This is a genomic window from Mesorhizobium sp. WSM4810 (genome assembly GCF_055811235.1).
In genome coordinates this window covers 126858-152165 of the sequence record NZ_JBVVQV010000016.1, presented here as the reverse complement: position 1 = coordinate 152165, position 25308 = coordinate 126858, and the positions used below count along the sequence as shown (strand labels likewise).

Below are 25308 nucleotides of genomic sequence, written 5' to 3'. Positions count from 1 at the left end.
TTGGAGGAATGGGCGACGCAGGCCTTCGAGTGACGGAATCAGCGTTCCGGCCTCTCGTCCCGGTCAATGAGGATACGCTCGGCGGCTCCGTCGAGATCCTCGTATTGACCACTCCTCAAGGCCCACAGGAAGCCAGACAGTCCAAGCCCGCCCAACAACAGCGCCACCGGTATGAGATAGACCAGGATTGTCATGAGGGTTGCGTCAATGTGCCGGTGTGGGAGCGGCTATCAGGCGGAGCAGTTCTCCTTGGCACGTCTGGCACAAAACCTTGCAGCCTCGACGCATTGCCAATGACAAGCAGTGATGAGGCCGACATCGCGATTGCCGCAATCAATGGTGTTACCTGCCCCAAAATGGCGATCGGGACGGCAATGGCGTTGTAGACAATCGCGATGGCGATGTTTTGCCGGATCAGTTGTCCGGCCTTTCGCGAAACGTCGAGGGCAAGGGAGACGGCCGAAAGGCTTTCGTGCAGGAAAACGAAATCCGCAGCTTTGCGGCCAACATCGGCCGCCGTGGCTGGAGCGATCGAGACATATGCCGCGCCCAGCGCAGGGGTGTCGTTGAGGCCGTCGCCAACCATGAGCACCTTGTGGCCGTCCTTCGCCAGGTTTTCAATATACTTGACCTTGCCGGAAGGAAGCAGCGCCGGAACAAAGTGATGTATCCCCAACGTCGTCGCGACCTCGCCGCATGCAGCCCCGGTATCGCCCGACAGCATTTTCACGGAAACTCGGGCGTTGTTCAATTGCTCGATGGCCGCCCTGGCGTCCGGACGCAGCGCGTCCTTGAAGACAAAGGACGCCACGATGATCCCGTCTTTGGTCAGAACCGTTCCGCCGTATCTGCTTTCGCCACCGGTTCGGGCCTTCCATCCAGCCCAACCACGCCGCCCCAGTCGCCAGGTGCTTCCCCTCGTGGTGGCTTCGATGCCGAATCCGGGGTGTTCGCTGACAGCTTCGAGCTTTGGCTGACCGGCGAAACCGGCAAAGGTGGCAATGGCATTTGAATGCGGGTGACGGGAGTGCGCGGCCATCTCGGCAGCGATTGCCAGCATGGCCGGATCGATGGAAGACGCGTTGACGAGCCGGGGCTCACCGAGCGTAAGCGTGCCGGTCTTGTCGAACACCGCCGTGTCGATCGCCGCCAAGCGCTCCATGGCCGAACCGTCCTTGACCATCACGCCATTTTCGAACAGGCGCCGCGCGGCGACCACCTGCACGATCGGCACGGCGAGGCCGAGCGCACAGGGACACGTGATGATAAGGACGGCGATGGCGATCGTCATTGCCCGGTGCCAGTCGCCGATGGCCACCATCCAGCCGAGGAACGTCACGAAGGCGGTCAGATGGACCACCGGAGCATAGAGCGCCGAAACGCGGTCGGCGATCCGGCGATAATGCGCGCGCCCCCCCTCAGCGGCTTCCATCAGGCGCACCATCTCGGCCAGGAAGGAGTCTTTTGCGGCGGCTGTTGCTTCGATGGTCAGCGGGCCCGTGAGATTGAGTGTGCCGGCCTGCACGGTTTCCCCTGACGACACGGTTCTGGGTGTGCTTTCACCGGAAACCAGTGAACAGTCGAGATCCGAAGAGCCTCGAATGACCTTGCCGTCGACGGGAATCCGTTCGCCGGCAGCGATCAGCAACTGCATGCCTGGTTCGATCTCGTCAACCGGCCGGTAGTCGCGCGTGCCATCGTCGCGCAATACTGTGGCGCCGCGCGCCGCCAGCCGTGACAGGCCGTTCACCGCGGTCCGGGCACGCTCGCGCATCACGTGATCAAGCGTGCGGCCGATCAGCAGGAAGAACAGTAGCGATACCGATGCATCGAAGTAAGCGTGGTCGCCATGGTTGATGGTTTCGTAAAGGCTCATCGCGTAGGCGAGCGAGACACCAACCGCAATCGGCACATCCATGTTCATGCGGCCGTGACGCAATGCGTTCCATGCCGAGCGGAAGTAGATGCCACCAGCGAAGGCGAGCGCGGGGATGGCGATCAGTGCCGAGACCCAGTGGAACAGGTCACGGGTCGCACCTTCAGCGCCGGACCAGACCGACATTGAAAGCAGCATGATGTTGCCCGCTGCAAAGCCGGCAACCCCCACGGCCCGGATCAGCTCCGATAGCGTCTTGTCCTTCTCCCCTGTCTCGGGCGCGAACAAATGCGCTTCGTATCCCAGCCGTCCAAGCGCGGCGACAAACGGTGGAACCTCATTTCCGCGCCACCGGATCGCAACCCGTTTCGTCGACAGGTTGACACGTACACCCTCGACGCGATCGAGTTTTCCAAGTGCCCTCTCGATACTCTGGATGCAGGCTGCGCAATGCACCGTCGGGACCGAGAGATCGGTTTGGTGCAGATCGCCGCCAAGCGAGCGGCTCGCCAGCCTGACCTCTTGGCTTGATGGCAGGACGGATATGCTGCTTTCCAGATCCAGCGCCGTTTCGGCGCCCGGTGCACAACAGCTCATTGTAACGCTCCATGGGAAATTATAATTCGACGGACGTCGCGATAGGGTTCTGCCAGACCAGCATCGGCGTCGACTTGGACGATCCAGACGCCGTCCCTTGGCGTATGCTGGGCGGCAAATTCCTGGCTCGTGGCGAGCGCAAGCATGACGGCTTTGTCCTCGGCCTCGTAGGCGGGATGACGGAACAGGAGCCTGACGCCGTGCAACTGGACCGCTTTGCCGGCGGCATCGCTGAGGCCGTAGCGGACCTCGCCCCGTGCGATGGTCAGTTTGCCGGTCCAGCCGAGTGCGGCCTGCGCGCGCCCTTTCTCGGCCATCCGGTTGAACTGCTGGCTCGCGACATAGGTGTTTTCGACGACGAGGCCGGTCCAGCTTGTGCTGGCGAGTGTTGCCATGGTCAGGTTCACACCAACGATCACGCCGAAAAAGCTAAGGATGATACGCAACATATGCCTGCCGGTGAATTCGGGGGGCCTTCGTGCATTGACGCTCATCTAACGATCTCCGGTGCGTTGAACGTGGCCGTGTATTCGTCCGACTCGAAGCTCGCCTTGTCCTCGACCCGAAACTTGAACGTCTGCGCTTGGGCATTGATCTGTTCCGCCGGCTGGCGGACGAAAACCTTCAGCATTTTCAGCCGGTCCGGTTCGACCGGAACGGAGAGGGAGCGATCCGCAGGCATGTCGATCCCGACGACGCTCATCTCGGCATCGGCCAGGCCCTGCATGGTGACGACGATCGTTCTTGGCTCTGGGATCATGTTGAGCAGCTTGACGGTGTAACCATTGCGGATCGAACCATCGGACAGCGTGACGAACTGCGGATTGCGGTCGTGCAGAACGTTGACCTCGAGCCGATCGCGCGTCAGCAGCGAGTAGAGTAAGGCGAGACCGACCGCCGACCACGCACTCATGTAGACGAAGGTGCGCGGTCGAAAGATCTTGCGGACATGGAAATGGGCTAACCTGTCGGAGAAAGCGCCGCCGTCGGTCCGGACGAGCGACGGGTTCACCGAGCAGGAGCCGCCTGCAGTCGCTACCGCCATGTTGGCGTTGTAATCGGACAGCGTCGCATAGGAGATCAGCCCGCGCTCCTTGCCGAGCTTGTCCATGACGCTATCGCAGGCATCGATGCACAGCGCGCAAGTGATGCATTCGAGCTGCTGGCCATCGCGAATGTCGATCCCCATCGGGCAGACGGCGACACAGGCATTGCAATCGACGCAGTCTCCGACCGGCTGCCCCGCGGCCTGGACCTTTTTGGCGTGCCGCGAGCGAGGTTCGCCGCGCCAGTCATTGTAGGTCACGGTGAGCGAATTTTCATCGAGCATGGCCGCCTGAATGCGCGGCCACGGGCACATATAGGTGCAGACCTGCTCGCGCATCAGCCCGCCGAATGTGTAGGTGGTTGCCGTCAGCACGCCGATGGTGATGTAGGCGACCGGCGCCGCGGTGCCAATGAAGACCTCGCCAATCAGCATTGGCGCATCGGCGAAATAGAAGATCCAGGCGCCGCCGGTCGCTGACCCTATGGCCAGCCAGATCGCGTGTTTCGATCCACGCAGCACAAGCTTGCGCGCGGTCCACGGTCCGGCGTCAAGTTTCATGCGGGCATTGCGATCTCCCTCGATCGCACGCTCCACAACCAGAAACAGATCGACCCATACGGTCTGCGGACAGGTATAGCCGCACCAGGCTCTGCCGACTGTGGATGTGATTAGGAAAAGGCCGATGCCGGCCATCACGAGAAGGCCGGCCACATAGAAGAATTCCTGCGGCCAAATCTCGATGAAGAAGAAATAGAAGCGGCGGTTGGCAAGATCGATCAGCACGGCCTGGTCCGGTGCAAACGGACCTCGGTCCCAGCGCAGCCAGGGCGTCAGATAGTAGATCGCTAGCGTGATCGCCATCACCAGCCATTTGAAGCGACGGAAATTACCCGAGATTCGCTTGGGGAAAACCTTCTTGCGTGGGGCATAAAGCGGCTCACGGGTGTTGGGGGAGTCAATCGCTTCTGCTTGGGGCGGTTCTGTCTGCGTTTTATCACGCACGTGGCATCTCCAGTCCCGCTGCCGATGTCAGGGCCGCCCATCGAACAGCCTCGCCGTGGGCGGTCCGCCCGTGTTGATGCAGGTCACAGCCGGAATGGTGTCGAGGCCCGGCTCGCGCCGGGCCTCGTCGCTTGGCAGGGGGAGGGCCGAGAATAGGCTTCCGTTCCTATTCTCCGCCGCCAAGCGAATGGACATAGACCGCAAGTTCCTTGACCTTGACCTCGCCGAGACGCCCACCCCAGGCCGGCATGACGCCTTGCTTTGGCGCGCGAACCTGCGCGGCAATAGCCGTCTCGCCCGCCCCGTAGAGCCAGATCGCGTCGGTCAGGTCGGGTGCGCCAAGCTCCGTGTTTCCCTTTGCATTATCACCATGACAGGCGGCACAATTCTCGGCGAAAACATTGGCGCCGGGTATGACCATTGCTTGATCGCCAACAGCGCCGGAGAGACTCGAGACATAAGCGCTGACCTGTGTAATCTGCTCGGGCGTAATGATGTCACCAAACGCCGGCATTTCCGACAGGCGCGTGTCGGGGTCTGAGGCAACGCGGATGCCGTGCGTGATTGTCTGCTGGATCTGCTCGGCCTTGCCGCCCCACAGCCAATCGTCATCATTCAGGTTGGGAAAGCCCTTCGAACCCTGGGCGCCGGAGCCATGGCACTGAACGCAATTGACCTTGAAGGCGGCGCCACCGGCCGCGATAGCGAATCCGCGCAAAACATCGTCGGCGGCAATCTCGGCGACAGTCTTCGCCTGAAGGGCGGCAACATACTTGCCCTTGGCGACCTCGGCCGCTGCCAGCTCATTCTTGACATCGTTGCGGCTGGAAAAGACGAGCACGCCTCGGGTGGCGGAGCTTAGCATAGGCCATGCGGGATAAGCGATGGTGTAGCCGATCGCCCAGACTATGGTGACGTAGAAGGTGATCACCCACCAGCGCGGGAGCGGATTGTTGAGCTCCTTGATCCCGTCCCATTCATGGCCGGTGGTCGAGACGTCGGAGACTTCGTCAATGTGCTCACCGCTCATGATCAGTCGTCCTTGAGAGGGATTTGAGCAGCTTCGTCGGCTCGCGTCCTGCTGCCGGGACGGAGCGCAAAGGTGATGCATCCGACGAAGAACAGCGCCATAGCGAGCAGGCCCCAAGTGTCGGCAAACGCCCGCATGAAGTTGTAGGTCATCACCATTCTCCTCAGCGGTAACCGGCGGCTTCGTCGTAGTTTTTGAAATCGACCAGAGTGCCAAGCATCTGGAGGTAAGCGACCAGCGCGTCCATCTCGCTGACCTGTTGCGGATTGCCATCGAAGTCACCGAGCTTGGCCTTTGGATACCGCGCTTCAAGACCGGATGTGTCGATGTTGGGATCTGCCTGCGCCATGAGATCGGCATTCGCGCTCGCGATCATGTCATCGGAGTAGGGCACGCCCACACGGCTGTTCGCGATCAGGTGCGTCGAGAAGTCCTTCACCTCAATCGGCATTTCCTTCAGGAACGCGTAGCTCGGCATGATCGATTCCGGCACCACGGAGCGCGGATCCACAAGGTGCTGAACGTGCCATCCATTGGAATAACGGTCGCCCACCCGCGCGAGATCCGGTCCTGTGCGTTTCGATCCCCACTGGAACGGGTGGTCGTACATCGACTCGGCCGCCAGACTGTAGTGCCCATAGCGCTCGACCTCATCGCGGAACGGCCTGATCATCTGGCTGTGGCAGAGGTAGCAGCCCTCGCGCACATAGATGTTGCGGCCAGCGAGTTCGAGCGGCGAATAGGGCCGCATGCCTTCGACCTTCTCGATCGTATTGTCGAGATAGAAGAGCGGCGCGATCTCGACGATGCCGCCGATCGTCACCACCAGAAGGGAGCCGACGAGAAGAAGCGTGGCGTTCTTCTCGATTACGGCGTGTTTGTCCATCAAGCCCATTTTCTGGCTCCTGATCGCGCAGGTCGGACGGCGGCGATGGGACGCGGCATCGGTTTCTCCTCGCGCTGGTAGCCGAGGATTGTCATGGTGACGTTCCATGCCATGATCAGCGCGCCGGACAGGTACATCGCGCCGCCGATGGCACGCATGATGTAGTACGGATGCATGGCGGCGACAGTTTCGGCGAACGAGAAGACCAGAAAGCCCTGCTCGTCGTATTCGCGCCACATCAGGCCCTGCATAACGCCGGAGACCCACATCACCGCGGCGTAGACGACGATCCCGAGCGTTGCCAGCCAGAAGTGCCAGTTGACGAGCCGCAGCGAATAGAGCCGCTCGCGGTTCCACAACTTCGGCACCATGAAATAGATCGCGCCGAACGAGATCATGCCGACCCAACCGAGTGCGCCGGAATGCACGTGCCCGATGGTCCAGTCGGTGTAGTGCGAGAGCGAATTGACCGTCTTGATCGACATCATCGGGCCTTCGAAAGTGGACATGCCATAGAAGGCTATGGCCATGACCATCATGCGGATGATCGGGTCCGTCCGCAGCTTGTCCCAGGCGCCGGACAGCGTCATCAGGCCGTTGATCATGCCGCCCCAGGAGGGCATCCAAAGCATGATCGAGAACGCCATGCCGAGCGTCTGCGCCCAGTCGGGCAAGGCGGTATAGTGGAGGTGGTGCGGGCCGGCCCAGATGTAGAGAAAGATCAGCGCCCAGAAGTGGATGATCGACAGCCGGTAGGAATAGACTGGCCGGTTCGCCTGCTTGGGCACGAAATAGTACATCATGCCAAGGAAGCCGGCGGTGAGAAAGAAGCCCACGGCATTGTGGCCGTACCACCACTGCGTCAAGGCGTCCTGGACGCCGGCGAAGGCTGAATAGCTTTTTGAACCCACGAACGAGGCTGGCATCGACAGGTTGTTGATCACATGCAGCATCGCGATGGTCACGATGAAGGACAGGTAGAACCAGTTGGCGACGTAGATGTGCGGTTCCCTGCGCTTCAGGATGGTGCCGAGGAACAGGACGAGGTAGGCGACCCAGACGATGGTCAGCCAAAGATCCACATACCATTCGGGCTCGGCGTATTCGCGGCTTTCGGTGATGCCGAGCAGGTAGCCCGTCGCAGCCATGACGATGAACAGCTGATAGCCCCAGAACACGAACCAGGCGAGATTGCCGCCGAACAGCCGGGCGCGGCAGGTGCGCTGTACGACATAAAGGGACGTGCAAAGCAGCGCATTGCCGCCGAAGGCAAAAACCACGCCGGATGTATGCAACGGCCGCAAGCGGCCAAAGTTGAACCAGGGCTCGACGCTGAGATCGGGATAGGCAAGCTGCAGCGCGATGACCACACCAACCAGCATGCCTACGACGCCCCAAAACACCGTCGCGACGGCCCCGTATCGGATTGGACCGTCCATAAAAGCGGCGGGGTCTATCGGAACTGCGGGCTTGAACTCCGTATTGCGCAACAGGATCGCGGTGAAACCAGCTACGGCGAAGAACAACACCCACATATGCTGGCGGAAAGGTTCATCTACGCCGAAACCGGCAGCCACCAGGGCCGCAAAAGCAAACAGGCTTAGAAGCACGATCTCTGTGCCGAATTTCATCGCAAATCCCGATCTCGAACCCGGCGGACGCCAAATCCGCTGTGCATCAATTGCGCAGCCGCCGCCTGCTCGCCCTGATCCATGTCAGGGGGCGCACGATTTTCCGGCAGCTAGGTTGACCTTCACGGCGGCCGGTGCGCTACGCCAAGCCTGCCCGACCAGATCGAGCTGACGATCGTCGCAACCAAGAAGGACAAGCCAACCCACTGGGCGCCAGGAAGATTAGGGAGCTCCTGATTAGGAGGCTCGCCGGCGATGTCCGCATACCCTCGAAGAGCACGGCGCATGTCTGCTCGATCGTCACGGCCTGTAAAGCGCGCCCGTCAGCGGCAGCGCTTCGGCACGCAACTATCACCAACGCGTTATGGTGCACGGACTTCTAAGGGGAGTTCCGGCGGGCGATGGTCGAATTGTGACGGTCACCGACCAGGCCTCGCGCTACCTGCTCGCCTGCGAAGCGCTCGAATCGAAGAAGGAAGGACCGGTCATCGAGGCCGCCATCCGCCTGTTCAGGGAACGCGGCCTGCCTTCCGCCATCAGGAGCGACAACGGCTGTACCTTCTCTTCGCCGAACGGCCTCTATAACCTGTCCAGGCTGTCGGTCTTCTGGCTCAGGCTCGGCATCGACATCGAGCGCAGCCGGCTCATGCTGTCCACCGTCACATGGCGTGTGTTCTCGATCCGAATCACGCCGTCAGCCCGCAATTGCGTCAGCTGCCGGCTCACAGTCTCGTTCGTAATTCCAAGAAAATCAGACATCTCGGCGCGCGTCAGCGGCAGATCGAAGGACGCTGACCTGGCTACCGGGTCAACACCGGAATCCATATTCCGAGCGATCATGAGGAGAAAACTCGCCACCTTTTCCGATGCGGTCTTGCGCCCCAACGTCACCAGCCACTCGCGTGCTTCATCGAGTTCATTCAGCGTCTGCTTGAGCAGGCGATGCTCGAATTCCGGCGACCCCTTCATCATCCGTTCGACGGCTGCCCTTGGAAACGAGCACAGCGTGACAGCTGTCACCGCTTCCGCATTGATCGAGCTTTCCACCTTAAAAGGACGTCCCAGAAAATGCGGTGCAAACTGGAGACCGACGATCTGCTGGCGACCATCGGAAAGGCTCTTTGTCAGCTTAACCACGCCTGAAACCAGGTTCGAATAGCTGTCGACCGCCTGTGCGTCGCCGATCAGTTCCACTCCTGACTCGATCTGGCGCCGCGAGCAAGTCTTGGCGAGCCCAACCAAATTGTCTGGACGAAGCGAACCGCAGACGCCGCGATGCCGTGCTTCGCAATGGACGCAAAGAACGGGGATACCGGAAATGTAAATGTCTCGCCGTACTGACATGCGCTCGCTCAACCCGATCCCAAGTGCCGGCAGGATACCAATCTAAGGTAGAAAAATCCTTGCGGCAGTTTGTCCGAGTTGCTGATTGACCGAAATCAGGGCTTTGGCTTGCCAATAAGCCCAGAGTTCCAGCGATGCAAACATGGTGGACCACGACATGCAGTCCGAATTAGCTGCCCGGGTTGGCGAGAACGTCCCGCGTTATACCAGTTATCCGACTGCACCGCATTTCCACACGGGCGTCAATCCTGCGGTTTATCGTGGCTGGCTGGAGGCGCTCAAAAGTGGCGGCGAGATCTCGCTCTATCTGCACATCCCCTATTGCGACAGACTCTGCTGGTTCTGTGCGTGTCATACCAAACAGACGCGCCACTATGAGCCGGTGACGGCCTATCTGCGCTCGCTACACGCGGAGATCGCGACGGTTGCGGGACTCGTCAGCGGCAAGGGGCATGTCCGCGCAGTCCACTTCGGCGGCGGTTCGCCCACCATGCTGAAGCCCGGGGACATGGTGGCGCTTGGCGCGTTCTTGCGGGACAGCTTCGATTTTGTCCCGGACACAAAAATCAGCGTCGAGATCGATCCAAACGACATGGATGAGGCGCGCCTTGATGCGCTGGCCGAAATCGGCATGACCAGGGCGAGTCTCGGCGTCCAGGATTTTGAGCCAAAAGTGCAAAAGGCAATCAACCGCGAGCAAAGCTTTTTGCAAACGAAAGCTGTCGTCGACGGAGTTCGCTCCCGCGGCGTCGGTTCCGTCAATCTGGACCTGCTTTACGGATTGCCTCACCAGAGCAGGGAGAGCGTCTGTTCCACCGTAGCGCAGGCGCTGACCCTGGAACCGGACAGGATGGCGCTGTTCGGCTACGCGCATGTGCCCTGGTTCAAGAAGCATCAGACGATAATCAAAGAGGCGTGGCTGCCTGGCCCCACGGAGCGCTTGGCGCAATCGCAACTCGCCGCGCGAGCGATTGTGGACAAGGGGTATGAAGCAATAGGGCTCGATCATTTCGCCAAGCCAGGCGATGCCTTGGCGATAGCGGCGCGCGCAGGGGCTTTGCATCGCAGTTTTCAGGGCTACACGGAGGATCGCTGCGAGACACTGATCGGGTTTGGCCCTTCGTCCATCGGCCGTTTTCGCCAGGGCTACGTGCAGAACAATATTTCAACCGCCGAGTACGGAAGTATAGTCGCGCATGGCGGGCTGGCGGTTGTCCGCGGTATCGCGCTTTCCGACGACGACCGCGTTCGCGGCTGGATCATCGAGAGGCTAATGTGTGATTTCGCCTTCTCGGCAGTCGATCTGGTGGAACGCTTCGGCAAAGCCGGCCAGAAGCTCCTCCTTGAGTCGAGTACCATGGCCCTCCACGATCCCGTTCGATTGCTTGAACTGGATGGCGACCGTTTCGTCGTGCCGGCTGAAAGTCGCCCATTCGTCCGAAGCATCGCGGCCAGGTTCGACAAATATTTCCAAAGCGGAAGGGCCAGGCACTCGGTTGCAGTTTGAGCCAAAGAGTGCGGTCGCGGTGACGTGCTCCCCTGTTTGCCTCCATTTGTGAGTGAGCCTGTTCACGTGTGATCCTTGACGGATCGGATTACATATTCAAGCGGAGTTAGCCCATCGAGGCTCGTGTGCGGGCGATTCACTCATTGCCTCGGTTACTCGGAATCTGAGCGTGCCAGACGCCGCGACTTCTCCGGCATGCTGGACGTCGGCAAACCTTCTTTTCTGGCCTTGGCAAACGCTCGGTCGCCTTCCAGAAACCCCGCCAGCATGAAAGGGATGAGTTCTGCCACCGTTTCAGACTCGCCATAGGCCTGACGATAAAGGGCAGCATACTCTTTGAGCGCTTGGCCCAACTGCGCGCTGACGGTGATGGTAATCTTCGAAGGTGTTCGGTCAGGAAGCTTTCCAAGTTTCAAGTTGGCCATATTCACTCCCGCTCAACTCGCGTATGGCCGTAGCACCAGATCCTTGTGCACGATGACGCGCAGTGGCCAACCTGGGCGGATGGTGATGGTGGGCTGAACATTGAGGTTCTTCTCGGTGATGCGCTGGCCGGCTTGACTGACGTTCTGCTGAGTGGATTCCCGGATCGCTTTGACCAGATCGCTTTCGTTTTCTCCAAAACTTAACTCGCTGCCGACGCCCAGCAATGTGGCCAGCGCGACTCCCTTGATCAGCTGCCAGGTGTGGAAATCGATCTTGTCCGCGAGCCCGGCATAGCCGGCAGTGTCTGTCGCCGGCAGATTGTCGATTTCGATCGAAGAACCGTCTGGCAGTATTATTCGCTGCCAAACCAGAAGCGCCCGTTTTTGCCCGAAAGCGACGACGCTGTCATAGGTCCCGATCAGCCGCGAGCCCTGCGGGATAAGCAGGATGCTGCCGGTGAGCGTATCGTGCACGTTCTCGGTGACCTGCGCGACGACAAACCCGGGCAAGTCGGAATTTATGCCGGTGATGAGACTTGCGGCGATCACGCTGCCGGCCATGAGCTGATTTGGAGAAGCTGGCGTCTGCAATGCATGCGGGTTGTAGATCCCGCTGGTGTTGCGCTGGCTGACAAAATCGAGCTTGCGTTGTTGATTGTTCTGATCGCCCTCAGCCGGGGCAACGGAATCTGACGGCCGAGCGGCATCAGATTGCGGAGGCGCCCCGAACGGCTGCTGGGCACTTTTCGCATTACCGCCGATGCCCGCCTCCTTGGGTTGATTTTCAATGCGGAAGAAGACTTGTGATTCGCGCGCCTCAATCGCCTGCTGGGCAACACGCTGCTCCTCGGCGGAGTTGTCCTGCCCTGGCGCGATGCCGAGCTGGCGCCGCCGCTCAAGGATGGGGCGACCGAGGTCGCCCGGCAGTGGTGGTCCAAGCACAGGAGGGTTCGGCTTCACTCCGGAATAGTCCTTGGGAAGTGTTTCAAGTCCTTCAGGGGTTGGCTTGCGGTCAGTGTTGTAGAGATCTTCCGCCTTTTCTTTGAAGCGAAGCGCCGGTCCCTGCAGCGCCATCATCGTGACGCCCAGGATGGCACCGGACCCGACGGCAGCGATGGCGACGATCACGCCGCGCCTGAACCGCACGGCGCGGCGGGGCGAGGCCCGTAACTGCAGCTGCTCGGGATCGAGTTTTGGCGGAGCATTGGATGGGGAAGTGTCGGTCATAAGGCCCCTCTCCTCACCTGCTAGAGCGCGCAAAGAGAGATACGCGACGCGGCGGTTGACGGCCGTCCGTCCTTGTGATGCGCACCACTTGCTGCTGCTTGGTGCCGAGGCGTAGTTCGGCCGCGGCGAAGAGCCGATCGACAATGTAGTAGTTGCCGCGCATGCGGTAGTTGACGAGCTGGTTGTCCCCGTCAGAGCCGACGATGAAGAGTGGCGGGGCATCTCCCTGGTCTATGCGGCGCGGGAACTCGATATAAACCTTGCTGCCATCATCGAAGGCTCGCGTCGGTCTCCAGGGCGGTGTGTCGCCCCTAATCGAGTAGCGAAAGCGAATGTTTTCGAGCGCCACGTTCGCCGCCACCGGCATGGTAGCCTCGGCCTGAGCGTTGCGCTGGCGGAGCGCGACGATCTGGTCCTCGCTGTATGTCCAGGAGATCGCCGCCATAGCGGTCTTATCGGTGCTTTGAAGCTGCAAATGGTAGGTGCGTCGTTCCGTGGTGATCACCAGATTGGTGCTAAGCCCCGGCGCGAAGGGCTTTACCAGCACATGGGTGCGCTGGTCGTCACCGGTGCCGCTGACGGTATCGCCGATGACCCAGCGCACCGTGTCGCCGGCCGACACGGCTGTCAGTTTCTCGCCCGGCTGTAGGGCGATATCGGTGACGCGCTCCGGCGCGGCATAGAGCTGATAAAGCGCGCCATCGGTGAAGGGATAGACCTGCACCGCATTGACGTAGCCGTACCGGGTGGGTTGCTGCGTCGCCGCCTTGTTGGCGTCGGCGACGCGTTCTTCAGGAGAGCGCTTGTCGGCGATTTTGCCCGGTTCTGGCTGCAACTGGCCGGGGAGCGGCAACGGCTTTGGCACCTCGACTATCTTGACCGGTGTCTCTGGCGCCTTCTCGATTGCCGCTGCTTTGAAGTCGGCAGCATCATACGAAATCTCAGGCGGCACCGGCTTTGATGCGCAGGCCGAGAGAACTGCTGCCGATGCGGATAGGATCAGCGCGGCACGGAACGATTGGGCTCTATTTGTCATCGGCGGGCTCCTTCGGGGAAACGGATGTCGGTGCGGCACTGTCGAGCTCGCGCGACCAGTCGATGGCGTTGATGAAGACACCGAGCGGATTGTTGCGCAGCTGATCCGTATTGCTTGGCGGGCGGATCACGATGGTGAGGATCGCGGTCCAGCGCGTGGTGCTGGCAAGGCTGCCGCGCTCAAAGACCTGCTCAGTCCATTTAACCTGGAACGAGCTGTCGGAAGCCCTGACCACACTGGTCACCTGGACGGACACGCTGCGCGTTCCGATCTGACCGAAGGGATCGTTCGCCTTGGCGTACTCATTGAGGAAGAGTGCCGCACGGTCGGTGGCAAAGTCGTAAGCCGCCAGCCAGTTCTGCCGCACCAGCACCGGATCAGTGGAGACGGAACGGACATTCTGGACGAAGCGGCCGAGGTGCCAGGCTATCTGGGCGTCGGAGGGCTCGTAGCCTTGGATCGCCGGCGCGACGGCGCGTGCCTCGCCGAAGCGGTCGACCTCGACGACGTAAGGCACAACACGGCTCTGCATCGACTGCCATACGAGTCCGCCAGAGAGCCCGGTCGCCAAGGCCAGACAGCCGAGGGCCATGAGCCGCCAGTTCCTAGCCTGTACTCGAGATGAGCCGATGCGCTCGTCCCATAGCTGGGCGGCCTTTTGATACGGCGTGACCGGTTCGGGTGTCTTGCCGTAACGTTGAACGGGTCGCTTGAACAGCATCTAGTCGTCCTTGTCGTTGAGAGATGGATTGGCGCTGCCTCCCTGGCTGTCGCCTTCACGGACAGCCTGCATGGCGGCGTGGCGGTGGGCACGGGCGGTCTGTTCGGAACGCAAGCGCCTTGCCCACGTCGGAGCGGCATTAGGGTCTGCAGCGGTCGGGTTTCCAGTCATGGACGCGGTGGGCGCACCACCGGTCGCGGTCCATGCCGCTTCCCGGCCGGCATCGGCGCTGCGCCCGAACGTTCCCGCGGCAGCTCTTGCTGCTCGCATCGCGGCGCCGCCGGCGGCACTGGTCACGCCCTGCAATCCAGCAGCCACACCGGACAGGCCGGTGTGGGGCGAGGTTGCTCGCCCGATCTGCCAGGCCGTTAAAGCAGCCGATCCCATCGTTGTGCCGGCCCGAATTGCGGCGAGACTGCCGCCGGCTGCCATGCGCGCGCCAGCAAATGCCGTGCCTCCGGCAACGAGCGATGCACCAGCAGCCGCCGCAGTCGTGCCAAGTGCGGCGCCCGCGCCAAGCTGCGGCGCGCCGGACACTAGACCCGACGCGATGCCGGGCCCAAAGATGCCGAGCCCAAGCAACGCCAGCGCGCCCAGCACCTGTGACATCGCGGCGGCCAGGTCCGGCTCCTTGCCTCGCAGCGCGGAAGCAAACTCGCCGAAGAGTGTGGAGCCGATGCCGACGATGACGGCAAGTACCATCACCTTGATGCCTGAAGAGATGACATTGCCGAGCACGCGCTCGGCCAGAAACGCCGATCGATTCCAGAGTGCGAAGGGAACCAGAACAAAGCCGGCAAGCGTGGTGAGCTTGAACTCAAGGATTGTGATGAACAGCTGAATGGAAAGGATGAAGAAGGCGATGATGACCAGGAACCAGGCCATGAGCAGCACGAAGATGGTGAGCGCGTTGCCGAAGATTTCTGGAAAGCCGAGCAGCTGACTTGCCTGATCAAGCAGCGGCCAAGCGCCTTCGAAACCGGTCGCGGCGATGCGGCCCGGGCGCAGGAGATTGTCTGGGGAGAGATTGCCGGAGGACGCGTTGATGCCGAGCCCGGCAAAGGAGCGATAGATGATGTCGGCGAGGTTCTTAAAATTGTTCAAGATGAAGGCGAAGACGCCGACAAAGAGCACCTTGCGGGTAAGCCGGCCGAGAATGTTGGGCTCATCGCCGAGCGCCCAGGCCAGCCCGGCCAGCGTGATGTCGATGCCGATCAGGATGGTGGTGAGGAAGGCGACGTCGCCCGAAAGCAGACCGAACCCGCTGTCAATATAGCGGATGAACGTCTCCATGAAGCGATCGATGACGCCAAGGTCGTTCATGCCGCCGCCTTCCTCGTCAGAGTTGGTGATCAATTGCCGGGATAGGCCGAGCCGGTACCCAGGAAGCGCTTGGTCGTCTCGCGGGCGGCTTCCTCGGACTGCGCCTTGCGCGCGGCATCCTCGGCCTCAGCTCGAAACTGAGTCGCGAGCAGCGTTTGGATCTGCATCTGCTGCTTGGTTGAAAGCGCGATCAGCTGGTTGGTGGCCTGGCTTGCCTGAAGCGCACCGGCTGCCCCTTGGCTGCGGTTGACGAGATCGGCAAGCAGGTCGCCGTCGGCGCGGACGTTCTCGACGATCTGCGACTGGACCCGCATGGTCTGGCGGAACGCCTGCATGGCGCTCTGCCAGCGCTCGCGCGCAGCGGTTGCCACATCGCTGACCTTGATCGTGGCCTCGTAGCTTTCTGGATATTGGCTGCGCCACTGGTCTTGAAGCTTGCCCAGATCAAAGCTGAGGCCACTCGCCTGGTCCATCAAACCGTCAATGCGATGGAGCGAACCGGTGAGTTGGCCCACGGAAGAGAAATCCAGACGCTGAAGATTGCGCGCCATGTTCTGCAGCATGGTTGCCTGGTTCTGCAGCGACTGGATCTGGTTGTTGATCTGCTCCAGCGCGCGCGCCGCCGTCAGCACGTTCTGCGCATAATTGGATGGATCGAACACGATAAGGGCGTAGGCCGGCTGCACATAGTCGGCCATTGGCTTGGCGATCAGGGAGACGGTGATCAGGCTGGTGAAAAGACGGCGTCCAATCATGAGGATTGCTCCATGTCTGGTTGAGGGAATTGCTGAAGAAGCTCGGCAGCCCAATCGAGCCCGCGCGCGCTCAGAAAGCGGGAGGCAAAGCTGTCTTGCCCGTTTTCGGACTGGATTTTGTCGATCAGGGTCTGCGTCGCCGGATCGGAAGCGCCGCAAAGCGCAAGAGTGATGGGGCCAAGCCCGAGCTCGAAGAGACGGTTTCCGCTACGTGACTGAAGATAGTAGTGGCGCTTCGGCGTGGCGCGGGCGATCAATTCGATCTGCCGCTCGTTCAAGCCGAAGCGCTCGTAGGCTGCCCGCGCGTGCGGTTCCACAGCACGATCATTGGGAAGGAAAATGCGCTGGGGGCAGCTCTCGACGATCGCCGGCGCGATTGAAGAGCCCGCGATATCAGCCAGCGATTGCGTAGCGAAGATCACCGAAACATTCCGCTTTCGGAGCACCTTCAGCCATTCGCGGATACGGGCGGCGAAGAGCGGATTGTCGAGATAGAGCCAAGCCTCGTCGAGCATCAGCAGCGTCGGCCGTCCATCGAACCGCTCTTCAAGACGATGGAACAGGTAAGTGAGCACAGGCAGCACAGCGCCTTGGCTCTGCATCAGCTCTTCCGTCTCGAAACACTGCACATTCGATAAGGCCAGCCGATCATCATCGGCGTCGAGCAGGCGGCCGAAAGGACCGTCGAGTGTGTAGGGCATCAACGCGGACTTCAGCCTGTTGGACTGAAGCAGGACCGAAAGGCCGGTCAGCGTGCGTTCCTGCGCCGGCGCGGTGGCAAGGCTGGTGAGTGCCGACCAGATTGCCTCCTTCACCTCCGGCGTGACGGTGACATTCTCATGGGCAATGAGGCCGGCAATCCACTCGGCTGCCCAACTGCGGGCAGCCTGGTCGCGGATATTGCGCAGGGGCTGGAAGGCGAGCGCACCGTCAGCACCCAGCGCGTGGTGTTCTCCACCCGTGGCAAGGACTGCCGCGCGCGTTGAATTGCCTTTGTCGAAGACATAGACCTGCGCGCCGGCATAGCGCCGGAACTGCAGTGCAATCAGGGCAAGCAGCACCGATTTGCCGGCGCCGGTCGGGCCAACGATCAGCATGTGGCCGACATCGTCGACATGGGTGGATAGCCGGAATGGTGTCGACCCGTTGGTCTCTGCGAACAGAAGTGGCGAGGCCTCTCGCTGGGTGACCTTGGCGAGATGCTCGTTCGCCGTAGGACCTGCCCAGACCGACGACAACGGCATGAGATGCGCAAGGTTCAATGTGTGAACGAGCGGCTGGCGAACATTGGCATAGATATGACCAGGCAGCGAGCCGAGCCACGCCTCGACCGCATTGACGCTTTCGCGGATGGTGGTGAAGCCGAGCCCATTGATGATGCGCTCGACCGCGCGAAGTTTCTCCGCGGCGGCTTGATGGTCCTCATCCCACACTGTCACCGTTGTGGTGAGATAACCGAAGCCGACATGGTCGCCGCCCAACGCCTGAAGGGCTGCGTCGGCATCGAGCGCCTTGTTGTCGGCATCGCTGTCGACCAGCGGGACAGGTTCGTTGGTCACGACCTCGCGCAGGATGGCCGCGATCGACTTGCGCTTGGCAAACCACTGGCGGCGCAACCGTGTCAGCGTCTTCGTGGCTTCCGTCTTGTCGAGCGGGATGAAGCGCGTCACCCAGCGATAGGCGAAATCCTGATGATTCAACGCGTCGAGAATTCCGGGCCGGGTGAGATTCGGGAATCCGAGGACGGTAAGGGTGCGAAGATGGTGTTCGCCGAGCATCGGCTCCAAGCCGCCCGTAAGCGGCGCGTCGACCAGGATGCCGTCGAGATACATCGGCGTTTCCGGGACAGCGAGTGGATGGCGGCGGGTCGAGATTGTGCCGTGCAGGTAAGTCAGGGTCTCGGCATCGTCGAGCACGCGCACCTCGGGCATGAAGCCGGACAAAAGATCGAGGACCCGGTCGGTCTCGTCGCGAAACCGCGCCAGCTCCTGGGGCCAGTCTCTCCCGCCGCCAGATTGGTGTGCGTCAACGAGCGCGCTTTCAGCCCTCGCCCGTGCGTCCGGGGGCGGCATGAACAGCAAAGTCAGATGATAGCGGCTCTCGTAATGCGCGACCTTGCCCTCGAAGGCCGCGCGTCGTTCTTCATCGACCAGCCAAGACGCGGCGTCGGGAAAGGTTGAGTTAGGATAGCCGAGCGCCTCTATGCGCTCGGCTTCGAAGAACAATGCCCAGCCGGAGCCGAGCCTTCTCAACGCGTTGTTTGCCCGGGCGCAGATGCCGACAAGTTCTGCTTCCGTCGCGCTTTCGAGATCGGGCCCGCGGAACCGTAAGGTCCGCTGAAAGCTGCCGTCCTTATTGAGCACGATGCTGGGCGCGACGAGCGCTGCCCAGGGCAGATGGTCCGCAAGTTTGTCGGCTTTGCTGCGGTATTCTGACAGGTTCAGCATGCCAACCATCCCTTCAGACGAAGGTGACGAACGAGCACGCTGGCGAAGTCTGGATCGCATCTTGTGGCAAAGACCGCCAGCGTGTGGCCGGCAATCCACAGCACCAGCCCAGCGATCCACTGCTGCAAACCGAAGCCGATAGCTGCGGCCACCGTGCCGTTGAGGATCGCCACCGCTCGCGGTGCACCGCCCAGCAGGATGGCTTCGGTCAATGCCCGGTGAACGGGAACCGCGAAGCCCTCAATATGCTGCTCTCCAGCGGCCATCAGACGAGTGCTCCGCCGCCAAAGGAGAAGAAGGAGAGAAAGAAGCTCGATGCCGCGAAGGCGATCGACAGCCCGAAGACGATCTGGATCAGCCGGCGGAAACCGCCTGCGGTGTCACCGAAGGCAAGGGTTAAGCCCGTGGTGATGATGATGATCACGGCGATAATCTTGGCGACCGGTCCCTGTACAGACTCCAGGATCTGCTGCAGCGGCTGTTCCCAAGGCATGCCGGAGCCTGCTGCGCGGGCTGAGACCGTGAGAACAAGCACGAGCGCGGTGGACGAAAGAAAGCGAAGCTTCTTGCACATGAATTGGCCTTTCAAAACTGCTGAAGTTGCGGGAGCGTCAGTTGGGTGACGGCGTAATCGCCGCTGCCGTCGAGACCGGTGACCTCGGCGATGGCGTCAATGCGGCGCGAGGATCCGCGCCCGGCGATGAAGACAATCAGATCGATGGCATCGGCGATCAGACGGCGTGGTACAGTGACGACGGCTTCCTGCGCGAGTTGCTCGATCCGGTAGAGGGCGGAGCGCGCCGAATTGGCGTGAACCGTTGCGATGCCGCCGGGGTGGCCAGTGTTCCATGCCTTCAGCATATCGAGGGCTTCCGCACCCCGGACTTCGCCGACGACGATGCGGTCGGGCCTGAGCCGCAGCGTCGAGCGTACGAGATCGGCAAGCGTCACCGAGCCCCGTCTTGTCCTGAGTGCAACGCAGTCCTTGGCAGCGCACTGCAGCTCGCGTGTGTCTTCGATCAAGATCACCCGCTCGTCGCATTCCGCGACTTCGACCAGCAGCGCATTGGCGAGCGTGGTTTTACCCGACGACGTGCCGCCTGCGACCAATATGTTGCGCCGCTCGCGCACGGCCTTCCTCAGCGCATCGGCCTGCAGCGGCAGCATGATTTGGTCGGCGACATAGTTGGCCAACGTGTAGAGTTTTGCGGCCGGTTTACGGATGGCGAAGCATGGCGCCAGAACGACTGGCGGCAACAGCCCCTCGAAGCGCTCACCCGAGGGCAGTTCGGCGCTGACGATCGGACTACCCGCATGCGCCTCGGCACGCACATGGGAAGCGACCAGGCGAACGATGCGTTCCGCCTCGGATGGGTGCATATGCACGCCGGTACCGACCCGACCTTCTCCCAGCCGGTCGAGCCGCAGCGCACCGTCGGGATTGACCATCACCTCGACAACAGATGAATCGGCAAGGGCCTCAGCGATTGCCGGGCCCATGGCGGTGCGCAACATGGCACGATGGCGATGGTCGACCTCCGGATGAGAACTCATCCTTCCCCTCCCCCGCCATTATCCGTCCCAAGCGACCGTTTGCCGGAGGCGATCTGGCGGCCCACTTGCTCGACGAATTTGTCGAAGCGCTCCTGGGCAATCGCTTGCGTCGCCCTGTCCGGGACTGGCGTGTGAGCATGAAGCGTGATGGAAAAGCGAATGAAGAGCGCCAGGCTCTCTAGGATCATCTCGACGTCGCGTCTGAGATGACCGAGGTCACGAGAAAGACGGTCGAGCCTTACGCCGTAGCGCCGGTCGAGCTCGTTCTCGCCACGCCGCTCGATAAAGGCCTCGACTGCCTTCGCCACGATCGCTGATTTGGTCGTCGATGGATCGCGGTTGAGGTCGTCCAGTTTCTTGCTCAGGTCGGGTTCGAGCAGAAACTGATGACGAATGCGCTGAGGGCTCATGTGGCTCGTTCCAACTGTCCCAGCGCTGTTGCGCGGGCGGGAACGAGCATCGGCGACTTCCTCGAAATTGCTTATGGCCGTTATCTACGCTGATTTGCGCTCTGCCTTCGGCAGCTTCTTTCAGAAGCCGGGTACGATGTCCTTGTTGTCGCCCGTTCCCTCGTTGATGCCATAGGCGCGTGCGGCGGTGGAAATTCGGTCCATCACGCGCCTGTCGGCAACTGTCTCGCTATCATCGTCCGCTGGCTTGAGCAGGTCGTCCCGGTCGGGCTCCAGGGTGACGGCTGTATGCTCTTCAGGCAGACCCGGATGTCGCTGTTGCTGGACACCTCCTTCATCTTCAATTGCCTCGCCCGCGCTTTCGCCGCCGCCAGCAAGACGGCGGTCAACGCCCCGCACCTGCCCGATCCAACAGTCCGGGCGCGGTACTGGCCGATCCGCGTAAGCGCCGCCGCGCAATACCGGCGCAGAAAGCACGCGCTCGGTGAAATTTCGATCCTGGTAGTAGCGCAGCTTCTTTGCCCGGATCGGCGGCAGCCCTGAAACCAACACCAGTTCATCGGCTTGCGGCAACTGCATCACCTCGCCCGGTGTCAATAGTGGGCGGGCGGTCTCCTGGCGGCTAACCATCACGTGCGACAGCCAGGGGGCCAAGCGATGGCCGGCATAGTTGCGCATCGACCTCAGCTCCGTTGCCGTGCCGAGCGCGTCCGAAATGCGTTTGGCCGTGCGCTCGTCATTGGAGGAAAAGGCAATCCGCACATGGCAGTTGTCGAGAATGGCATTATTGTCCCCATACGCCTTGGAGATCTGGTTCAAGGATTGCGCGATCAGATATGCACGGATGCCATAGCCGGCCATGAAGGCGAGCGCGGTTTCGAAGAAATCAAGGCGACCGAGCGCCGGGAATTCGTCCAGCATCATGAGCAGTTGATGGTTCCTGCTCTTCTTAGGATCCCCCTCCAGCCGCTCCGTCAGACGCCTGCCGATCTGATTGAGCACAAGTCGCACCAGCGGCTTCGTGCGCGAGATGTCCGATGGCGGCACGACCAGATAGAGTGACATCGGTCGCTCAGCATCCAGGAGGTCGGCAATGCGCCAGTCGCAGGCTGATGTCGCTGCCGCCACCGTAGGATCGCGATAGAGGCCGAGGAACGACATGGCGGTCGAAAGAACGCCTGAACGCTCGTTCTCCGACTTGTTCAACACCTCGCGAGCTGCCGAGGCCACGACAGGATGGACCTGGGGCTTATCCGCCGCGCCGAGATGGTTGGTCGTCATCATCCGCCGTAGTGTCGCGGCAAACGAGCGTTGTGGGTCCGACAGGAAGGTGGCGACGCGAGCGAGCGTCTTTTCCTCTTCGGCGTAAAGCACGTGCAAAATGGCGCCGACCAAGAGTGAGTGACTGGTTTTCTCCCAGTGGTTCCGCCGGTCCAGCGCGCCTTCCGGATCTACCAGGATGTCGGCGATATTCTGGACGTCGCGGACCTCGTCTGGACCTTTTCGTACCTCCAGCAGCGGGTTATAGCGCGCCGACCTCGGATCGGTCGGATTGAACAGGAGACAGTAGGAGAACTTCGAGCGCCAGCCGGAGGTCAACTGCCAGTTCTCGCCTTTTATATCGTGAATGACGGCCGAGCCGGTCCAGGACAGAAGAGTTGGAACAACCAGTCCGATGCCCTTGCCTGATCGTGTTGGGGCAAAGGCCATGACGTGCTCGGGCCCGTCATGGCGCAGATAACGATCCTTCAGCTTGCCTAGGAAAACGCCGGCCGGCCGAAACAGCCCTGCCGTCTCGATCTCGTGAGTCGCGGCCCACCTTGACGACCCATATGTGGTGACCGACCCGAGCTGTCGCGCGCGCCAAAGCGAGCCGGCGATCGCGGCGGCACAGCCCACGAACCCACTGGCGCCGGCAAGCGCACCGGCCTTATCGAAGACCTCGGGCGCATAAGCGTCGAAGTGGAACCACCATTCGAACAGTTTCCACGGCTTGTAGATCTGCCAGCCAGCCGCGACTAACCATGGCGCGCCGAGTGGCGGTTGATGGCCGAGCATGTGGGCGCACCACTGCGTAGCCGCCCATACGCCGAGTATCACGATTGCGAACACGACGGCGATCTGCCCAATCAGTAACTTCGTAGGCGTCATTGGCTTGCTCCGCAGTTCTGGACATGCGGGGCCAAGCATCGCGCGGCGCGATGTGAACTGAAATGCGCACTACGCACGACCAGGTGCGATGAGGGAATGGGCAGGATCGCTCAGACTGGAACCTTTCGGTGGAGCAAATATGTCCACTTGGCCGCAGACCTGATCTGCGTCTCGTCGACATCCAAATGCCGGTGACGCTTGGAAGTGTATTTCCGATGGACGCATGCCACCTATGAGCGCGTCACAATCATTCGACGGTGACCGATTTTGCGAGATTGCGCGGCTGGTCGACATCTTTTCCCATGGAGACCGCCGTATGATAGGCAAGAAGCTGTATCGGCAGCGAGAAAATCATAGGTGCGATAATCTCGTCGACGGCCGGCAGCACGATCGTATGCATCGTGTCGAGTTTCGACGCAGCGGCCCCATTTTCATCGGTGATGAGGATAATCCGCCCTCCACGGGCGGCCGCTTCCTCCATATTGGAGACGGTCTTGTTGAAAAAGCGATCATGTGGCGCGATGACGATCACTGGCATGTTCTCGTCTATCAATGCGATCGGACCATGCTTCAATTCGCCAGCCGCATAGCCCTCAGCATGGATGTAGGAAATCTCCTTGAGCTTCAGCGCACCTTCCATCGCCAGTGGGAAACTGGTGCCGCGGCCAATATACAGGACACCATGACACTTTGACAGTTCGCGCGACAGGAGCTCGATATCTGGCTGGATGCTGTTCAGTACCCGGCCCATGACGCCCGGCATTTCGGCAAGGCTCCGGACGAGCGCCTTCACCTCATATTCAGTTAACGTTCCACGGTCCTTGGCAGCGCCGATGGCGAGTGTGGCCAGAACCGCAAGCTGGCACGTGAAAGCCTTGGTGGAGGCGACGCCGATCTCCGGGCCGGCAAGGATCGGGAAGATCGCGTCGGCCTCCCGAGCGATGGTCGATTCGCGGGAATTGACGACAGCGCCGGTTCTCAGCCCACGCCCCTTGCAGTACCTCAGGGAGGCGAGCGTATCGGCGGTTTCGCCGGATTGCGAAATGAAAAGAGCCGCCGATTCCGGCGGCAACGGGATCTCCCGGTAGCGGAATTCGGACGCAACGTCGATTTCGACCGGCAGGCGCGCATAGCGCTCAAACCAGTATTTTGCGATCAGTCCGGCCAGATAGGCGGTGCCGCAAGCCGAGATCGCCAGACTCGGGATGCTGGCGAAATCTATGCTCGAAACCGCATCGACGCGATTCCCTTCGAAGTTGATGTAATGATCGAGCGCACGGGCGATGACCTCGGGCTGCTCGTAAATTTCCTTCTCCATGAAGTGGCGACGGTTGCCCTTATTGGCCAGGAATGCCCCGGCCGTGGAAGTCTGGCGCGGACGCTCGACGGGATGGCCATCGAAATCGAAGATATCCGCGCCTGCCTTGCCGATGACGGCCCAGTCGCCGTCGACGAGATATGTGATTGCATTTGTGAAGGGAGCTAGCGCCATGGCGTCGGAGCCCAGGAACATCTCGCCGTCGCCGTGACCGATCGCCAGCGGTGGTCCATTGCGCGCCGCCATGATGGTCGACGGATCATCCTCGAAGAGAATGGCAAGCGCGTAGGCGCCCCTGACGCGCTTCAGCATGGCGTGCATTGCTTCACCCCGCCCCATGCCCTCCCGGCGGTGTCTTGCCAAGAGATGCACGACGACCTCGGTGTCTGTGTCGGTCTGGAACTCGGCGCCCGCCGCCACCAGTTCGTCCTTCAACTCGGCGAAATTCTCGATAATGCCGTTGTGAACGACGGCGACACCGTCCGTAAAGTGCGGGTGCGCGTTGCGCTCAGTCGGTGCCCCATGCGTTGCCCAGCGCGTGTGTGCGATGCCGATGGTGCCACTCAGCGGCTCTTCCTTCAACCTCGTCTCGAGATTGATGAGCTTGCCCTTGGCGCGCCGGCAGTGCAACGAGCCCTCGGTGATGGTGGCAACGCCGGCTGAGTCATATCCTCGATATTCGAGACGCTTCAAAGCGTCGACCAACCGATCAGACACCGGCTGATGCCCAACGATGCCAACAATCCCGCACATGATCGTCTCCGAATTCTTCCCGGTAGCCTCAGCCGACCCGAAGGGCACCGCCCGGCACTGAGCCTCCTAGTAGAATTCGGTAAAACAGGTAAAATCGATTGTTGGGATGGCTGCCATCCAGCCAGTGGATAGAAGAGGACGTGTTGACCAGTGAGAAACGGTACGCGCGGTGCCGGCTTGCGTCCACCAACCGCCAGTTGGGACGAGTGTCCGTAGTCGGCTGAGGCGTAACGATCATCGCAATGTCCGCTTTTTACATGCTGTTGA

23 protein-coding genes and 1 pseudogene are annotated in these 25308 nt (G+C 61.2%); 2 read left to right on the top strand and 22 right to left on the bottom strand.

Translation table 11 applies throughout. The features are described 5' to 3' along the window. Positions 1-38 precede the first annotated feature (38 nt). The 8 genes from ccoS to ccoN form a co-directional block, all read right to left on the bottom strand. Positions 39-194, bottom strand: a complete 156-nt coding sequence (ccoS, locus tag AC0L3O_RS22510; protein ID WP_008871940.1) for a cbb3-type cytochrome oxidase assembly protein CcoS — start codon at positions 192-194, stop codon at positions 39-41. Continuing rightward, positions 191-2473 (bottom strand): cation-translocating P-type ATPase, encoded by a 2283-nt coding sequence (locus AC0L3O_RS22505; RefSeq protein WP_065010503.1) that lies wholly within the window; start codon positions 2471-2473, stop codon positions 191-193. The genes ccoS and AC0L3O_RS22505 overlap by 4 nt, the downstream gene beginning before the upstream one ends. Next, entirely contained in the window at positions 2470-2967 is a 498-nt protein-coding gene (locus tag AC0L3O_RS22500) for a FixH family protein (protein ID WP_473534984.1), read from the bottom strand. Before AC0L3O_RS22500 ends, AC0L3O_RS22505 begins: the two co-directional genes overlap by 4 nt. Further along, on the bottom strand, positions 2964-4523 hold the full coding sequence (gene ccoG / locus AC0L3O_RS22495; protein ID WP_473616635.1) for a cytochrome c oxidase accessory protein CcoG: 1560 nt from the start codon (positions 4521-4523) through the stop codon (positions 2964-2966). The genes AC0L3O_RS22500 and ccoG overlap by 4 nt, the downstream gene beginning before the upstream one ends. 166 nt (positions 4524-4689) lie before the next feature. Beyond that, positions 4690-5553: a cytochrome-c oxidase, cbb3-type subunit III gene (gene ccoP, locus AC0L3O_RS22490; protein ID WP_473616634.1), complete on the bottom strand. Its 864-nt coding sequence runs from the start codon at positions 5551-5553 to the stop codon at positions 4690-4692. Between the two features lie 2 nt (positions 5554-5555). Continuing rightward, on the bottom strand, positions 5556-5705 hold the full coding sequence (locus tag AC0L3O_RS22485) for a CcoQ/FixQ family Cbb3-type cytochrome c oxidase assembly chaperone (RefSeq protein ID WP_040591650.1): 150 nt from the start codon (positions 5703-5705) through the stop codon (positions 5556-5558). An 11-nt stretch (positions 5706-5716) separates the two neighbouring features. Continuing rightward, positions 5717-6448 (bottom strand): cytochrome-c oxidase, cbb3-type subunit II, encoded by a 732-nt coding sequence (ccoO, locus tag AC0L3O_RS22480; protein WP_077376382.1) that lies wholly within the window; start codon positions 6446-6448, stop codon positions 5717-5719. Next, positions 6439-8070 carry a cytochrome-c oxidase, cbb3-type subunit I gene (ccoN, locus tag AC0L3O_RS22475; protein ID WP_473616633.1) on the bottom strand — a complete coding sequence of 544 codons (1632 nt, stop codon included), beginning with the start codon at positions 8068-8070 and terminating at the stop codon, positions 6439-6441. The genes ccoO and ccoN overlap by 10 nt, the downstream gene beginning before the upstream one ends. 122 nt (positions 8071-8192) lie before the next feature. Here ccoN and AC0L3O_RS22470 point away from each other — a divergent pair. Next, positions 8193-8707, top strand: a pseudogene (locus AC0L3O_RS22470) (IS481 family transposase); the annotation flags it as partial. On the opposite strand, the gene AC0L3O_RS22465 reads toward AC0L3O_RS22470, so the two are convergent. Beyond that, a complete protein-coding gene (locus AC0L3O_RS22465) occupies positions 8650-9414 on the bottom strand; it encodes a Crp/Fnr family transcriptional regulator (protein WP_473512909.1) in 765 nt (254 codons plus the stop codon). The pseudogene AC0L3O_RS22470 and the gene AC0L3O_RS22465 overlap by 58 nt on opposite strands. A gap of 157 nt (positions 9415-9571) precedes the next feature. On the opposite strand from AC0L3O_RS22465, the gene hemN reads away from it, so the two are divergent. Then, entirely contained in the window at positions 9572-10921 is a 1350-nt protein-coding gene (gene hemN, locus AC0L3O_RS22460; protein ID WP_473532504.1) for an oxygen-independent coproporphyrinogen III oxidase, read from the top strand. A gap of 152 nt (positions 10922-11073) precedes the next feature. Here the strand turns inward: hemN and AC0L3O_RS22455 are convergent, their stop codons facing one another. The 13 genes from AC0L3O_RS22455 to glmS all read right to left on the bottom strand — a co-directional run bounded on the left by AC0L3O_RS22455 (position 11074) and on the right by glmS (position 25041). Continuing rightward, a complete protein-coding gene (locus AC0L3O_RS22455; RefSeq protein ID WP_473534986.1) occupies positions 11074-11346 on the bottom strand; it encodes a DUF2274 domain-containing protein in 273 nt (90 codons plus the stop codon). A 12-nt stretch (positions 11347-11358) separates the two neighbouring features. Continuing rightward, positions 11359-12573, bottom strand: a complete 1215-nt coding sequence (locus tag AC0L3O_RS22450) for a TraB/TrbI/VirB10 family type IV secretion system protein (protein ID WP_473616631.1) — start codon at positions 12571-12573, stop codon at positions 11359-11361. A gap of 13 nt (positions 12574-12586) precedes the next feature. After that, positions 12587-13609, bottom strand: a complete 1023-nt coding sequence (trbG, locus tag AC0L3O_RS22445) for a P-type conjugative transfer protein TrbG (protein ID WP_473534988.1) — start codon at positions 13607-13609, stop codon at positions 12587-12589. Then, positions 13599-14330 (bottom strand): conjugal transfer protein TrbF, encoded by a 732-nt coding sequence (trbF, locus tag AC0L3O_RS22440; protein ID WP_473616630.1) that lies wholly within the window; start codon positions 14328-14330, stop codon positions 13599-13601. The genes trbG and trbF overlap by 11 nt, the downstream gene beginning before the upstream one ends. Further along, the gene (gene trbL, locus AC0L3O_RS22435) at positions 14331-15653 is read right to left on the bottom strand and encodes a P-type conjugative transfer protein TrbL (protein WP_473616629.1); all 1323 of its coding nucleotides are present in this window, start codon (positions 15651-15653) and stop codon (positions 14331-14333) included. It lies immediately after the preceding gene. A gap of 29 nt (positions 15654-15682) precedes the next feature. Next, a complete protein-coding gene (gene trbJ, locus AC0L3O_RS22430) occupies positions 15683-16408 on the bottom strand; it encodes a P-type conjugative transfer protein TrbJ (RefSeq protein WP_473616628.1) in 726 nt (241 codons plus the stop codon). Continuing rightward, on the bottom strand, positions 16405-18855 hold the full coding sequence (gene trbE / locus AC0L3O_RS22425) for a conjugal transfer protein TrbE (RefSeq protein WP_473512855.1): 2451 nt from the start codon (positions 18853-18855) through the stop codon (positions 16405-16407). Before trbE ends, trbJ begins: the two co-directional genes overlap by 4 nt. Next, a complete protein-coding gene (locus AC0L3O_RS22420) occupies positions 18849-19121 on the bottom strand; it encodes a VirB3 family type IV secretion system protein (protein WP_473534993.1) in 273 nt (90 codons plus the stop codon). The genes trbE and AC0L3O_RS22420 overlap by 7 nt, the downstream gene beginning before the upstream one ends. Next, positions 19121-19429, bottom strand: coding sequence for a TrbC/VirB2 family type IV secretion system protein (locus tag AC0L3O_RS22415; RefSeq protein WP_008871922.1), 309 nt, complete (start codon positions 19427-19429; stop codon positions 19121-19123). The genes AC0L3O_RS22420 and AC0L3O_RS22415 overlap by 1 nt, the downstream gene beginning before the upstream one ends. A gap of 11 nt (positions 19430-19440) precedes the next feature. After that, positions 19441-20409, bottom strand: a complete 969-nt coding sequence (gene trbB, locus AC0L3O_RS22410; protein ID WP_254017441.1) for a P-type conjugative transfer ATPase TrbB — start codon at positions 20407-20409, stop codon at positions 19441-19443. Continuing rightward, positions 20406-20819 carry a CopG family transcriptional regulator gene (locus AC0L3O_RS22405; protein ID WP_065010491.1) on the bottom strand — a complete coding sequence of 138 codons (414 nt, stop codon included), beginning with the start codon at positions 20817-20819 and terminating at the stop codon, positions 20406-20408. The genes trbB and AC0L3O_RS22405 overlap by 4 nt, the downstream gene beginning before the upstream one ends. 120 nt (positions 20820-20939) lie before the next feature. Next, positions 20940-22970, bottom strand: a complete 2031-nt coding sequence (locus AC0L3O_RS22400; protein ID WP_473534994.1) for a conjugal transfer protein TraG — start codon at positions 22968-22970, stop codon at positions 20940-20942. 247 nt (positions 22971-23217) lie between these two features. Continuing rightward, positions 23218-25041, bottom strand: coding sequence for a glutamine--fructose-6-phosphate transaminase (isomerizing) (gene glmS / locus AC0L3O_RS22395; protein ID WP_473616626.1), 1824 nt, complete (start codon positions 25039-25041; stop codon positions 23218-23220). Between the last annotated feature and the right edge of the window lie 267 nt (positions 25042-25308).